General features: G+C 38.6%; 13 protein-coding genes. 10 read left to right on the forward strand and 3 right to left on the reverse strand.

The genetic code is table 11. The annotated features are described in order from the left end of the window. Nucleotides 1-78 precede the first annotated feature (78 nt). Complete coding sequence (locus MLE13_RS02015) at nt 79-2,508, reverse strand: S-layer homology domain-containing protein (protein WP_240747778.1); 2,430 nt, start codon at nt 2,506-2,508, stop codon at nt 79-81. A 376-nt stretch (nt 2,509-2,884) separates the two neighbouring features. Next, nucleotides 2,885-3,787, reverse strand: coding sequence for an aldo/keto reductase (locus MLE13_RS02020; RefSeq protein ID WP_240747779.1), 903 nt, complete (start codon nt 3,785-3,787; stop codon nt 2,885-2,887). A gap of 81 nt (nt 3,788-3,868) precedes the next feature. On the opposite strand from MLE13_RS02020, the gene MLE13_RS02025 reads away from it, so the two are divergent. The 7 genes from MLE13_RS02025 (at nt 3,869) to MLE13_RS02055 (ending at nt 10,528) form a co-directional block, all read left to right on the forward strand. After that, nucleotides 3,869-4,420, forward strand: a complete 552-nt coding sequence (locus MLE13_RS02025) for an NUDIX domain-containing protein (protein WP_240747780.1) — start codon at nt 3,869-3,871, stop codon at nt 4,418-4,420. A 104-nt stretch (nt 4,421-4,524) separates the two neighbouring features. Then, on the forward strand, nt 4,525-4,986 hold the full coding sequence (locus MLE13_RS02030; protein WP_008430965.1) for a Fur family transcriptional regulator: 462 nt from the start codon (nt 4,525-4,527) through the stop codon (nt 4,984-4,986). Nucleotides 4,987-5,074: 88 nt separating this feature from the next. Then, a complete protein-coding gene (gene xerD, locus MLE13_RS02035) occupies nt 5,075-5,977 on the forward strand; it encodes a site-specific tyrosine recombinase XerD (protein WP_240747781.1) in 903 nt (300 codons plus the stop codon). Between the two features lie 67 nt (nt 5,978-6,044). Then, nucleotides 6,045-7,232, forward strand: coding sequence for a phosphopentomutase (deoB, locus tag MLE13_RS02040; RefSeq protein WP_240747782.1), 1,188 nt, complete (start codon nt 6,045-6,047; stop codon nt 7,230-7,232). Nucleotides 7,233-7,291: 59 nt separating this feature from the next. Further along, nucleotides 7,292-8,596 carry a pyrimidine-nucleoside phosphorylase gene (locus MLE13_RS02045; protein WP_240747783.1) on the forward strand — a complete coding sequence of 435 codons (1,305 nt, stop codon included), beginning with the start codon at nt 7,292-7,294 and terminating at the stop codon, nt 8,594-8,596. Nucleotides 8,597-8,665: 69 nt separating this feature from the next. Next, nucleotides 8,666-9,988 carry a diaminopimelate decarboxylase gene (gene lysA / locus MLE13_RS02050; protein ID WP_240747784.1) on the forward strand — a complete coding sequence of 441 codons (1,323 nt, stop codon included), beginning with the start codon at nt 8,666-8,668 and terminating at the stop codon, nt 9,986-9,988. A 180-nt stretch (nt 9,989-10,168) separates the two neighbouring features. After that, nucleotides 10,169-10,528, forward strand: a complete 360-nt coding sequence (locus MLE13_RS02055; protein WP_240747785.1) for a GNAT family N-acetyltransferase — start codon at nt 10,169-10,171, stop codon at nt 10,526-10,528. Between the two features lies 1 nt (nt 10,529). Here MLE13_RS02055 and MLE13_RS02060 read toward each other — a convergent pair whose 3' ends face one another. Further along, nucleotides 10,530-11,030 carry a DUF309 domain-containing protein gene (locus MLE13_RS02060; RefSeq protein ID WP_240747786.1) on the reverse strand — a complete coding sequence of 167 codons (501 nt, stop codon included), beginning with the start codon at nt 11,028-11,030 and terminating at the stop codon, nt 10,530-10,532. An 83-nt stretch (nt 11,031-11,113) separates the two neighbouring features. Here MLE13_RS02060 and MLE13_RS02065 point away from each other — a divergent pair, with 83 nt between their 5' ends. The 3 genes from MLE13_RS02065 (at nt 11,114) to MLE13_RS02075 (ending at nt 13,425) form a co-directional block, all read left to right on the forward strand. Next, nucleotides 11,114-11,887: a segregation/condensation protein A gene (locus tag MLE13_RS02065; protein ID WP_240747787.1), complete on the forward strand. Its 774-nt coding sequence runs from the start codon at nt 11,114-11,116 to the stop codon at nt 11,885-11,887. Then, entirely contained in the window at nt 11,865-12,455 is a 591-nt protein-coding gene (gene scpB, locus MLE13_RS02070) for an SMC-Scp complex subunit ScpB (protein WP_240747788.1), read from the forward strand. Before MLE13_RS02065 ends, scpB begins: the two co-directional genes overlap by 23 nt. A 238-nt stretch (nt 12,456-12,693) precedes the next feature. After that, a complete protein-coding gene (locus tag MLE13_RS02075; protein ID WP_008430976.1) occupies nt 12,694-13,425 on the forward strand; it encodes a pseudouridine synthase in 732 nt (243 codons plus the stop codon). Nucleotides 13,426-13,466: the final 41 nt, after the last annotated feature.

Raw genomic sequence — 13,466 nt, forward strand, 5'->3', positions numbered from 1 at the left:
TCACATAGCTGGTTCTAAAAATTAACATTAGCTATGATGAAGTGCTATTACTTTGAGAGAGGGTAAGGATTTCCGAATTTAATTTCCTAAGTGATTAGACTTGTATAGGAAAATCGCAAATTCACCGCGTTTTAGTGAACTTTCTGTTCCAAATTTTGTAGCTGTTTTCCCTTGCGTGATTTCATGTTCCAAAAGAGCGGCTACAGAATCTTTGTACCTATCGGATACATCAGTAAATGGTACGCTATTAGTATTTGCTTTTAATTTGTACGCGTTTGTCAGCATAATAGCTACTTCGCCACGTGTGATTTCTGCATTCGATCCAAACGATGTTGGTGTTTTCCCGTTAATAATAGAAGCTTCTTTTAGAGCGTCGACATATTTTTTAGCTCTATCAGGAACGTCTGTAAAACCAGAATTTTTCACGTTTATTGTTTCGATATTTAAAGCTTTTGCAAGCAATACTGCAGCATCAACTCGCTTGATGGTTAAGTCTGTTCCGAACTGTGTTGTAGTTAAACCTTCAGTAATCCCTTTTGATAAAAGGTAATTTACTGCAATTAAATATCTATCAGACACATCTGTGAATGCACTTGGATCCGGGTTTGGTGTTGGATCCGGGTCTGGTGTTGGATCTGGGTCTGGTGTTGGATTCGGGTCTGGTGTTGGATCCGGGTTTGGTGTTGGATCCGGGTCTGGTGTTGGATCTGGGTCTGGTGTTGGATTCGGGTCTGGAATTGGATCCGGTTTTTTTGCACCAGTTGTAAATTGATAAACTGGGGATTTTTCATTTTCTCCAGCAGCATTAATCATATTTATATACCATTGGTAGTTTGTTTTTTCGTTTAAGTCATTCCATTGAACAGTAGCTTTATCGCCTGATTTTACATTTTTAACTTGTCCAATCGCTTGATCTGTATAGATATTAACAGCTAAGTAATCTGTTTCGATTTGTCTTGGATTTGGTTTAGCTTTTACATCTGCCAAATCAAAATTCACTGTAAAGCTTTCTTTAGCTGAATCAAATTTATCAAAATCGAAATCGTTAAGATAAGGAGAATACGAAACAAAATCCAAAGTTTCGTCAGTTGGATCGAACGTCAACAAGCGTAAGTAACCTTGACCTCGATCAGGGGCAGTGTTGCCCTGATAATTGCCCAATACTTCTATTAAATCTCGTTGCGTACCGTCTTCATTTGTAACTTTTTTGACGCGGTAATTAGAGCCGTGATGATGCGCGCTAAGAACCATTTTAACGTTTGCGTTTGGATTGACAATCTCTCTGCTAACGAGTCTTGCGTCATCAGTTACGTATTGATTCAAGGAATTAATATTTTCATGCATTCCAAGAATAGCGTTGCGGTCTGGGTATTGCTTAAGAACTTTATTTGCCCATTCAACAGTTTCTGGAGAACCGTTTCGGCCAAAACCAAGGTATAGGAAAATGAAGTCGTGATCTCCGAATGAAAATAAGTCATAATGGTTTTGGTTTTGTTCATTCATGGCTCCGCCAAACCATGGTTTGTCTTTAAAGCGATCAATTCCAGCGTATCTTGCGAAAATAGAATAGTCATAGAGGTCATTGACTTTATCATACGCGACATCATGATTTCCTGGTAATACACCATAAGGAATATTAGCTGCATCTAGTCGATCTAAGTTTGTTTTGGCGACTTCCCATTGTTCTGGTTTGTCAACTTGATTGACAACATCGCCCGTATGCATGGCATATTCAAATTTTTTGTTTTTAAACTCTTTAATCATCCAGTCTGTCATTGAAGTCCAAACTTCAGGATAATCTTCCGCGTAATATTGAGTGTCTGTAAACCATAGCATTGTAAAGTCTTCATCCTTAGAATTCGTTACAGTGCCAGAGTCATGAACCATTGCTTGAACTTTTCCATCCTTAACAAATCTTTCTTTATCAATTTCAGCTGACATGGCTATTTCGTTACCTTTTGAATTTCCTTCTTGTTGGCTCAAAGCAATCCAACTATTTGCTTTGTAGTCCCATGCAGATAAATTCGCTAATCCGTTCGCTAGCGTTTTACCTTCCCAGTAAATCTCGATTGCATTTCCTGCGGCCATGTCCTTAGATACATCAACTACAAAGCGTTGAGATGGAAAACCATTACTACTTTTAGTAATTGCGGTTTTGTTATCATTTTTAGCAATTGCATCAATTTTTTGGGCTGTTAAAGGAGTTGAATTTGTCGGGATACTTGAAGAGAGAGGGTTCTCTGCAGCATCGTTTTCAAATCCTGTCATGTTTTTGTTATTCGCAAAGTCGTATTTGACTCCTTTTTTAAAGTCTACTGTGTTAATAACTGCTCCTGTAGAATCTTTAACGATCGCTTCTAATGTTGGATTTAAACTGACATCTGTTGCATAGTCAGCTGGTTTTACATTGCTTGGATCTTCAAAAGTAGTGGCTGCTAAAGGTGCCAAACTGGCATTTGTTAATACTAAAGTTAATACAGCTGCAGTAGTAAAAATCTTCTTTATCATTTTTTCATCCTCCTTTAATGGGTATTGCATCCAATCTGTAAAAACTTTTCTCCTTACGTGAATAAAGGTATTAATACCTATAGAATTCCTTCCTTATTTTAATTTTTCACTTAAAAGTGATTCTATCTATTCATAATAACAAAGAAAATTTAAAAAACAACTTATTTTTCCATATTTTTAGAATATTTAGTGTTCTTTTTTAAATTTAGTCACTTAGACTATTGTAACTACTGGGTTTTAAGCGTTTTTTAGATTTATATTAGTTGGGAATTCCAGATGATTAGCACTTCAAGCAAATACAAATAGGCATAGAGCTCCGTTGGAAACCTGAGCTCTATGCCTAATATAAATTTCATTAAAGTATGTCGAAAAAAATTTAAATTCTATGTTCTTTATAGACATCTTGACGTGTTACTGTTTTTGCTTGCTCTAGTTGATCTTGCGTGACAGTGGTTTCATAAGCTTTAATGGTTGATTTAATTTGTTCTGGAGAGCTAGCACCTGTTACCACTGAACCGATTGCTTTATGCTGCAAGACACTGTGCACTGACAAAGCGTGGAGATTGTTGTGAATGCTCATAAGCTGTTGCAATGTGTTCTTTAGTTCATCTGACTCGTAATTTAAATATCCTTTGGTTTGATTTGCTCGTTCAAGACCTTCAGCAGTTAGTAGGCCTTTTGCTAATGTCCCACGAGTCACTACGGATCTACCGGATTGATGAATCATGTCGAGTAACTCTTCTGGGCGGCGGTCTAGTAAACTGTATTGCATCATAATAGATGCGATCTCACTTTCCGTTAAAAAGCGGTTGATAACATTTGGGCGAATTGATGAAATCCCATAAGCGCGAATTAAGCCTTCTTTTTTTAATTCTTCAAAAGCTTCAATGGTTTCTATAGAGTTATCGGTGATCATACCACCATGCAATTGATACAAATCGATATAATCAGTCTGCAATCGTTTTAAACTTGTGTGAATTTGTTTTTTAATATAGTCCTTACTTGGGTTCCACTGGACTTCATCTGTGTTGGTTTGCCACTGATTGCCTACTTTAGTGGCAAGGATGATATCATTTCGATGATGCTTTAATACCTTGCCGACAACTTTTTCGTTTTCTCCTTTGTCGTATAAATCTGCAGTGTCAAAATAATTAATGCCGTGAGCAATTGCTTCGTCAACAATACGTCCTGCATCTTTTTCGTCAGTCGGTAGAGACATGCAGCCAAAGCCAATTTCACTTACTGCAAGTCCACTTGTACCTAATTGTCTTTTCTTCATCTTTTCCCACCTCATTTAGTCTGTCGTCTCTAATATGGTATACTTTTTGTCAGAGAAACCACAAATGAAAAGAGGGTTCTAATGAAGAAGTTTGAAGAAAAAACAATCCATTCCAATCGTTTATACGAAGGTAAGGTCATCAATCTTAAAGTTGATGATGTTTCGTTACCAAATGGCCATACGTCAAAACGCGAATTGGTTGAGCACCCAGGGGCGGTTGCGATTATTGCGATTACACCTGACAATAAAATAATTCTTGTAGAACAGTACCGTAAAGCGCTAGAGCGATCTCTAGTAGAGATTCCAGCTGGTAAGCTTGAACCAGGAGAAGCTCCTAAGACGACTGCCATGCGTGAATTAGAAGAAGAAACAGGGTATACAGCAGAAAAGTTAGTGAAACTCCAAACGTTTGCGACTTCACCTGGATTTGCGGATGAAGTGGTTCATTTATTCGTAGCAGAAGGTTTGAGCAAAGCGACAAATGGCGCAGTACTAGATGATGATGAGTTTGTTGAACTAATGGAAGTCACGCTAGAAGAAGCAGAGCAAATGGTAGTAGATGAACGAATTTACGATGCAAAAACAGCGTTCGCTGTATTGTGGGCAAAGCATCGATTGTCAATTGAGAATTGAAACGATTATCACTTTATAACGATTATTAATAAACAATGAATAGTATTCTTGTAATTGAGAACTCCCTTTTGATATAATAAAGGCAGTTTGAGGGAGGGCGTCGCATGGAAACTAGAATCGACCGCATAAAAAAACAATTACACGCTGCGAGTTACAAATTGACGCCACAGCGTGAAGCAACAGTTCGAGTTTTGTTGGACCATGAAGAAGACCATTTGAGTGCAGAAGACGTCTATCTTTTAGTGAAAGACATTGCACCGGAAATCGGATTGGCAACAGTATACCGGACATTAGAACTTTTAACTGAATTGAAAATTGTCGACAAAATAAATTTCGGTGATGGTGTGTCACGTTATGATCTGCGTCAAGAAGGTGCGGCACATTTCCATCATCATCTTGTTTGTTTGGAATGTGGAGCAGTAGATGAAATACAAGAAGACCTTTTAGAAGATGTGGAGAACATAGTAGAGAAACGCTGGAATTTCCAAATTAAAGACCACCGTCTTACTTTCCATGGCATCTGCTGGCGCTGCAACGACAGCAATTCTCAAAATCCATCAGAATAACTGATGCCAAAAAGGACGGCCCATACAGGCCGTCCTTTTATTGTGGGAAAACCCATATGTAAACGTAGTAGGTGAAGGAGGCAGAGACATGAATTTTGGAAAAGATGCACTCGATGATTATATACATTTTCTGCGTGTTGAAAGACAGCTTGCGGACAATACTTTATCGTCTTATGAACGCGACTTAAAAGTCTATTTACAGTATTTAAAAGAAGTAGAGCAGCTCGATTCATTGAAAAAAGTAGAACGCGTGCATATATTAAATCATTTACGTCACTTAAAAGAAACGACAAAAACACCACGAACAGTAGCTCGTCATATATCCTCCATTCGTTCTTTTCATCAATTTATGATTCGTGAACGTATAGTCGAAACAGATCCAACCGTTCACTTGGAAATGCCTCAAATGGACAAAAAATTACCGAACATTTTATCTATTGAAGAGGTTGATGCCTTAATACAAGCACCTGCCACCAACAAAGCAAACGGATTGCGTGATCAAGCAATGTTGGAATTACTGTATGCTAGTGGGATGCGTATCAGCGAATGTATTAATCTTGATATAGAAGATGTGCATTTAACAATGGGGTTTGTTCGTTGTACAGGAAAAGGCGGCAAAGAACGAATTATTCCTCTGGGTAAATCTGCTTTAAAATCTTGTCAAACGTATCTTGAGCAAGGACGGATGGATTTAGTGAAGAGTGGAGAAAAGACAAATGCCCTTTTTATCAATCAACGGGGAAAACGGTTAACTCGTCAAGGATTTTGGAAACTTCTAAAGCAGCATGCCCAAAAAGCTGGTATTCAGAAAGAGTTAACACCGCATACACTGCGTCATTCTTTTGCTACACACCTACTAGAAAATGGAGCAGATATTCGCGCTGTTCAAGAAATGTTGGGCCATGCAGATATTTCTACAACTCAAATTTATACGCATGTGAGTAAAACGCGATTAAAAGACGTTTATTCTCAATTCCATCCACGTGCATAATAAAGGTCTGACTTCCGACAAGGGTAGTGTATGTGGTAAACTAAAAGCAAAATAAGGAGGAATACTTATGACGACAAAACCATTTAAACGCGTTCATTTAGTAGTATTAGATTCAGTAGGCATTGGAGAAGCGCCAGATGCTGAAGCATACGGGGACATAGGATCAGATACACTCGGACATATCGCGGAATCTGTAGGCGGTTTAACAATGCCGAATATGGAGAATTTAGGACTTGGCAATATCGTTCCTGTGAAAGGGCTTGCAAACGTAGATTCACCATCCGCTTATTACGGAAAATTACAAGAAGCTTCAGTTGGAAAAGATACAATGACTGGGCATTGGGAGATTATGGGCCTGAATATTGATACTCCTTTTAAAGTGTATCCAGATGGCTTCCCAAAAGAATTAATCGAACAACTTGAAGAAAAAACGGGGCGTAAAGTGATTGGTAACAAACCCGCAAGTGGTACTGAAATTTTAGATGAGCTTGGCCAACAGCATATGGAAACAGGCGCCATTATCGTCTACACTTCTGCTGATCCAGTGTTACAAATTGCGGCTCACGAAGAAATCATTCCATTAGAAGAACTATACCGTATTTGTGAAATCGCTCGCGAATTGACATTAGCACCTGAATATTTAGTAGGCCGTATTATTGCGCGTCCATTTCTTGGAGAGCCTGGAGCATTCAAGCGTACATCAAATCGTCACGACTATGCTTTAGCACCATTTGATCGTACGGTTATGAACGAATTAAAAGATGGTGGAAAAGATGTTATCGCTATCGGGAAAATCGATGATATTTACAACGGTGCAGGTGTGACGAAAGCGATTCGTACAAAAGATAATATGGATGGCATGGATAAACTAGTGCAAGTTATAAAAGAAGATTTTAACGGACTAAGCTTTTTGAACTTGGTGGACTTTGATGCACTTTATGGTCATAGAAGAAATCCACAAGGATACGGAGATGCATTAGAAGCATTTGATGCTCGTCTGCCAGAAGTGTTGGAAAAAATGCAGCAAGATGATTTGTTAATCATTACAGCTGATCACGGGAACGATCCAACATTCCCTGGGACAGACCATACACGTGAATATGTACCACTTTTAGCTTACTCTCCACGTTTCACGGGTGGACATGAGCTTGAAACAGGTAAAACTTTTGCTGACATCGGTGCTACGATCGCTGAAAACTTCTCAGTAGATATGCCTAAATTCGGTAAGAGCTTTTTATCTCGCATTAACCAATAAGTAATATTTGAAATGCAGTTTAACTGTTTGAAAATCAAATTGAGAAGGCGGTAGTATGCATGAGAATGGTAGATGTAATCGAGAAAAAAAGAGATGGCAATGAGTTATCGACAGAAGAAATTAAGTTTGTTATCACAGGATATACAAATGGTGATATTTCTGATTATCAAATGAGCGCTTTCCTAATGGCAGTTTATTTTCAAAATATGACAGAACGTGAACGCGCAGATTTAACAATGGCGATGGCAGAATCAGGTGACCAAATCGACTTGTCAGCAATTGAAGGCATTAAAGTCGACAAGCACTCTACAGGTGGTGTGGGCGATACAACGACTTTAGTTTTAGGTCCATTAGTCGCTGCTTGTGGCGTTCCAGTTGCAAAAATGAGTGGTCGTGGTCTAGGTCATACTGGTGGAACGATCGACAAGTTAGAAGCAATCGATGGTTTCCACGTTGAACTTTCAACGGAAGATTTCATCAAACAAGTAAATGATCATAAACTAGCAGTAATTGGACAAAGTGGTAACTTGACTCCGGCGGATAAAAAAATGTATGCGTTGCGTGATGTCACGGGTACTGTAAACAGCATTCCGTTAATTGCAAGCTCGATTATGAGTAAGAAAATTGCAGCCGGAGCGGATGCGATCGTTCTAGACGTGAAAACTGGTGAAGGGGCATTCATGAAAACACCGGAAGACGCTAAAGAACTGGCGCATGCTATGGTTGGAATTGGCAATGCAACAGGCAGAAAAACAATGGCGATTATTTCTGATATGAGTCAGCCTCTTGGATTTGCTATTGGTAATGCATTAGAAGTTAAAGAAGCCATTGAAACTTTACAAGGTAATGGTCCAGAAGATTTGACCGAATTGTGCATGGTTCTTGGTAGCCAAATGGTCGTTGTCGGCGGAAAAGCAGAAACACTTGAAGAAGCGCGAACAATGTTAGAAGAAGTAATTCGAAATGGACAGGCTTTAGAAATGTTCAAGCAATTTATCGCAGATCAAGGTGGCAATTCAGCTGTTGTGGATGATGTCACATTATTGCCACAAGCTCAATTCGTAACTGAAGTGCCTTCAAAAGAGGAAGGCTATATTTCATTTATGGAAGCGGATGAAATTGGTACTGCTGCAATGGTGCTTGGTGCAGGACGCGCAACAAAAGAATCAGAAATTGATTTAGCTGTTGGAATTGTTCTCCGCAAAAAAGTGGGAGACTTCGTTAAAGCGGGAGAGTCGATTGCTACAATTTATTCGAATACAGAAGAGCTCGCAGAATGTTCTAAAATGATATATAATAGTATCGAATATACAAGTGAACCGGTTGAAAAAATCAAACTGATTTCAGCTTTGATAACCGATTGACACTAAATCTTGCTGGGTAATTGCTCAGCAAGATTTTTCTTATAAAGCTATTATCAGGAGGGGTTTTAATTGCATTTATATGGCACACAAACAATTAATGACCAAGGTCATTTAACAATCGGTGGAACTGATTCGGTAGAGTTGGCGAAAAAATACGGTACGCCTCTTTATGTATACGATATTCAATTATTTCGCGACCGAGCTAGAGCTTTTCAAGAAACTTTTGAAAAAGCAGGAATTGGCTACCAAGTTGCTTATGCTAGTAAAGCTTTTTCGACGATTGCGATATACCAAGTAGCAGCAGAAGAAAAATTGTCATTAGATGTGGTTTCTGCTGGTGAACTTTATACAGCTGTTAAAGCTGGATTTCCGGTTGAAAAAATCCATTTCCATGGCAATAACAAAAGTGTAGAAGAATTACAGATGGCTTTCGAAGTGGGGATTGGCTGCATCGTAGTCGATAATTTTTATGAAATCGACTTATTGAAGAAACTTTCCGAGCGATTAGAGCAACCAATGAATATCTTATTGCGTGTAACTCCGGGCATTGAAGCTCATACACATGACTATATTACAACAGGCCAAGAAGATTCAAAGTTCGGTTTTGATTTGAAAAATGGTCAAGCAGATCGTGCATTTGAACAAACCTTTGACCACGACTATTTGAATTTATTAGGTCTGCATTGCCATATCGGCTCGCAAATTTTTGATACGGGTGCATTTCAACTGGCTTCTGAAAAACTAATGCAAAAAATGGCGAGTTGGAAAGAGCAATTTGATTACACATGTCCTGTATTAAACCTTGGTGGAGGCTTTGGGATTCGTTATACAGAAGAAGACAAGCCACTTGAACCAGCTGTTTATGTAGAGCAGATGATTGAAACGGTGAAACAAACGGCCAAAGCTTCTGGATACCCAATTCCTGAAATTTGGATCGAACCAGGTCGTTCGTTAATTGGTGACGCCGGAACGACACTATATACAATTGGGTCTACGAAAGAAGTACCTGGAACTCGGAAGTATGCTGCGGTTGACGGGGGAATGTCGGACAATATTCGCCCGGCTTTGTACGGGGCAAAATACAGTTCAGTAATCGCAAATAATGCAAATGCTGGATTGACTGAACAATATACAATTGCAGGGAAATGCTGTGAGTCTGGAGACAAACTAATTGAACAAGCAGACCTTCCTGTTGTAACGGCAGGGGATATTTTGGGCATTTTCTGTACCGGAGCCTATGGTTATTCAATGGCGAGCAATTATAATCGTATTGCACGACCAGCTGTTATTTTTGTCGAAAATAGCGTTTCTCAGCTTGTTGTCAAACGTGAAACAAACGATGATTTGATCAAACAAGACTTGCCTTATTCACAAAAGGCTGTGCAAGAATGAAAAAAGGAAACGTAGTTTTGCTATTATTTATATTAGCAATGGCTATTGGTTGGGGAATTGTTTACTGGCTCTTCTTTGCAGAAAATGTCATTAGCGGCTAAAAAAGGCTCTCTTGAGTTATCAGGAGATTTATAGTAGTATGGTAAAAGCCGCTTTAAGACGAAAATGAGGGATTTAAATATGTTATTCAGATATAAGAAATCATTCGAAAAGATTGCGATGGGGCTAATGTCGTTCATGCCGAAAGAACGAGAGTTGAAAAAACTTCAGCAAACCATGCATATTTATGAAGAAAATCCGGATTGGCAATTGTTCCTTTGGAAAAAAGAAGATGATTTTGTTGGATTATTAGGACTGCAAGTAGAAGAAGAATCTTATACTATCCACCACATATCAGTAAACCCTTCACATCGTGGAGAAGGAATCGGTCATGAGATGATCGGTAAAATCCAAGATATAATGCAAGAACGAGAAATGCGTGCAACGGAAGAAACCGATGCCTTTCTAAAAAAATGCCCAGTAAAAAAAGGCGACCTTTAAGTTAAAGGTTTCGCCTTTTTTTTTGTTCACGTAAACTAATAATTGAAGATCGATCTCGAAGTCTATGTTTGTGCATAAGGAAATAAGGATCTTGTTGAGGTAAAGGGTTATCAGAACAGTATGCTTCTACTGCTTTTATCAACTCTTCTGAAACAACAGGAATTTCCTGTACAACAAAAGGCTGTCTTTCTGTAACAGCTTTTATCGAATAAGTTAAAATGCCGATCAATTTTTCGTGATCAAACCCTTCGACCCAAGTGCCTCCTGGTGTTAACTTAACTTTGGCACGGATAAACGAGCGCAATGCACCAGGATAATTGCTTCTTCGCCAGTGGTACATGCCAACAGCTAATTGTATCCAACCGGTAAGGGGGTGCATTTTATCTTTCGGTGCAACTAACTTCCAGTAGTCCTCGCCAACTTCATGACATTCAAAAAAATCTTTTTCTAGATTAAAATTAACAATGTACTGGATAAACAGTGGATGTTGAAGTGGATGCATTTTGATCCCCTTTCTACTATAATAAAGAATAATTGCCCATTAATCGGGATAAATGAGTATTTTAACAGTCAGGTGGTATAGTCATGTCTTATGAAGTGAAAGTAGAGGCCTTCGAAGGTCCTCTTGATTTATTATTGCATTTAATCCACCGTTTGGAAATTGATATTTACGATATTCCAGTTTCACAGATTACTTCACAGTATATGGAACACATACGTGCGATGCAAGTCCTTGAATTAAATGAAGCGAGTGAATACCTTGTAATGGCAGCTACTTTGCTTGCGATAAAAAGTAAAACGCTTTTACCGGTCCATGAACGAGAATTGGATGAAGTTGAATTTGAATTTGATGAGCAGGACCCACGAGAAGAATTAGTGTCTCGACTCATAGAGTATCGGAAATTCAAAGATGCTTCAGAAAATTTAAGAGAACTTGAAAGCAATCGTTCAATAATTTATACAAAAGCGCCGATGGATTTATCGGATATCCAAATAACTTTGCCTGATGACCAAGTCAATCTTGAAGTAAATGCTTACGATATGCTTGGTGCTTTTCAGAAAATGCTTCGTCGCAAACAGTTAAAAGCGCCTTTATCCGCGCGGATTGCTAGACAAGAGATTTCCATCAAGCAACAAATGACTTCCATAGTGGATCAGTTAAAATTGTCAAAAGGCCGTACAGCTTTTAGTGATTTATTTCCTTCGGATGATAAATCTGTGCTCGTGGTATCGTTTTTATCGATTTTGGAATTGATGAAACGACAAGTGGTTGCAGTAGAGCAGCAAAAGAATTTTACTGATTTGATGGTGGAACTCAGAAAGGACAAGTGGGAATATGAAGACGAATCTTTCGAGTAAAATAGAAGCTTTACTTTTTGTGGCTGGAGACGATGGCCTAACAGTAAAACAGCTTCAATTTTTAACAGAGGTCAGCTTAGAAGAATTACAAGCAGGGATTACCGCATTAGATGAAAGGTACTGCTCTTCAACTAGTGGTATTGCACTAAAAGAATTAGCGGGTGTTTTTCAATTGGTTACGAAGCAGGAAGTTGCTGAAACCATTCAAAAATTGGTAGAAAACCCTACTGTTCAAGCTTTGTCACAAGCATCTTTAGAAGTACTCGCAATTATTGCTTATAAGCAACCCATTACGCGTGTAGAAGTAGAAGACTTGCGCGGAGTAAAAAGTGAAAAAGCACTCCAAACATTAACTGCTAAAGGGCTGGTTCAAGAAGCTGGACGTGTTGAAGGAACAGGGCGTGCTATTTTATATGGTACTACGAAAGAGTTTCTAAATTATTTTGGGTTGAAGAATCTAGAAGAACTTCCTCCATTACCGGAAGAGGCTGCAAATGACCTGGATGAAGATACCGATCTTTTTATGACAAATTTTCAACAAACCTTTAAAGAAGAAGTGAAAGTGTAAGGTTTTACAAGAAGGCTGTGTTATTGACAGTCTTCTTTTCTTTTGAGCTTAGTGCTTCCGCTTTTCAGAGAAATGTGACATAATTCCGAGAGGAACGAACGGCATATCAAGTTATTGTAATATATTTGCAGTACTCGGCTAGATAAGGTGAAACACGTTTTAAACTACCTAGTTGTAGCATCTGTTCCACTCAGATGCGTACGCTTTTCGAAAAAATACTAATGAGGTGAACTTATTTATGGAAAGATTACAAAAAGTACTTGCACATGCAGGGGTAGCATCAAGACGTAAATCGGAACAATTGATTTTAGACGGCAAAGTAAGAGTGAACGGAAAAACAATAAAAGAGCTTGGGGTAAAAGTTTCAAACTCAGATAAAATCGAAGTAGAAGGCGTTCAGCTTGAAAAAGAGCAGAAAGTCTATCATCTACTATATAAACCACGTGGCGTCATTTCCGCTGTTTCAGATGATAAAAACCGAAAAGTGGTAACAGACTTTTTCGAAGGAATTGAAAAACGTATTTATCCAGTTGGTCGTTTAGATTACGATACATCTGGGTTATTAATCATGACTAATGATGGTGAATTTGCCAATATGCTCACGCACCCGAAATTTGAAATTGATAAAACGTATGTAGCACGTTTAAAAGGTATTCCTGAAAAGGATGATTTAAGAAAATTAGAGCGTGGCATCAAGTTAGAAGATGGCATGACAGCACCTGCGAAAGTGAAACTTTTGTCAGGCGATAAAAAGACGGGTAAAGCAATTGTGCAAATTACCATTCACGAAGGAAGAAATCGCCAAGTTCGGAGAATGTTTGAAGCTATCGGATATCCAGTTCAAAAATTGAGCCGTGAACAATTTGCTTTCCTAACATTGCATGGCTTGAATGCTGGCGAATCACGTGAGCTATCTGCGCATGAAGTGAAATTATTACGCGTGTTAGCTGAAACGGGCAAGCGCGTCTAATTATCTAACGTTCACAAACCCTTCAAAACTCCAAATTTGTG

Source organism: Planococcus halocryophilus (assembly GCF_022489025.1).
Taxonomy (GTDB): Bacteria; Bacillota; Bacilli; order Bacillales_A; family Planococcaceae; genus Planococcus; species Planococcus halocryophilus_A.

What these genes read in the sequence shown, in the direction of transcription:
- MLE13_RS02015 (WP_240747778.1), bottom strand. Translation starts at nt 2,508, where the DNA reads ATGATAAAGAAGATTTTTACTACTGCAGCTGTATTAACTTTAGTATTA.
- MLE13_RS02020 (WP_240747779.1), bottom strand. Translation starts at nt 3,787, where the DNA reads ATGAAGAAAAGACAATTAGGTACAAGTGGACTTGCAGTAAGTGAAATT.
- MLE13_RS02025 (WP_240747780.1), top strand. Translation starts at nt 3,869, where the DNA reads ATGAAGAAGTTTGAAGAAAAAACAATCCATTCCAATCGTTTATACGAA.
- MLE13_RS02030 (WP_008430965.1), top strand. Translation starts at nt 4,525, where the DNA reads ATGGAAACTAGAATCGACCGCATAAAAAAACAATTACACGCTGCGAGT.
- xerD (WP_240747781.1), top strand. Translation starts at nt 5,075, where the DNA reads ATGAATTTTGGAAAAGATGCACTCGATGATTATATACATTTTCTGCGT.
- deoB (WP_240747782.1), top strand. Translation starts at nt 6,045, where the DNA reads ATGACGACAAAACCATTTAAACGCGTTCATTTAGTAGTATTAGATTCA.
- MLE13_RS02045 (WP_240747783.1), top strand. Translation starts at nt 7,292, where the DNA reads ATGAGAATGGTAGATGTAATCGAGAAAAAAAGAGATGGCAATGAGTTA.
- MLE13_RS02055 (WP_240747785.1), top strand. Translation starts at nt 10,169, where the DNA reads ATGTTATTCAGATATAAGAAATCATTCGAAAAGATTGCGATGGGGCTA.
- MLE13_RS02060 (WP_240747786.1), bottom strand. Translation starts at nt 11,030, where the DNA reads ATGCATCCACTTCAACATCCACTGTTTATCCAGTACATTGTTAATTTT.
- MLE13_RS02065 (WP_240747787.1), top strand. Translation starts at nt 11,114, where the DNA reads ATGTCTTATGAAGTGAAAGTAGAGGCCTTCGAAGGTCCTCTTGATTTA.
- scpB (WP_240747788.1), top strand. Translation starts at nt 11,865, where the DNA reads ATGAAGACGAATCTTTCGAGTAAAATAGAAGCTTTACTTTTTGTGGCT.
- MLE13_RS02075 (WP_008430976.1), top strand. Translation starts at nt 12,694, where the DNA reads ATGGAAAGATTACAAAAAGTACTTGCACATGCAGGGGTAGCATCAAGA.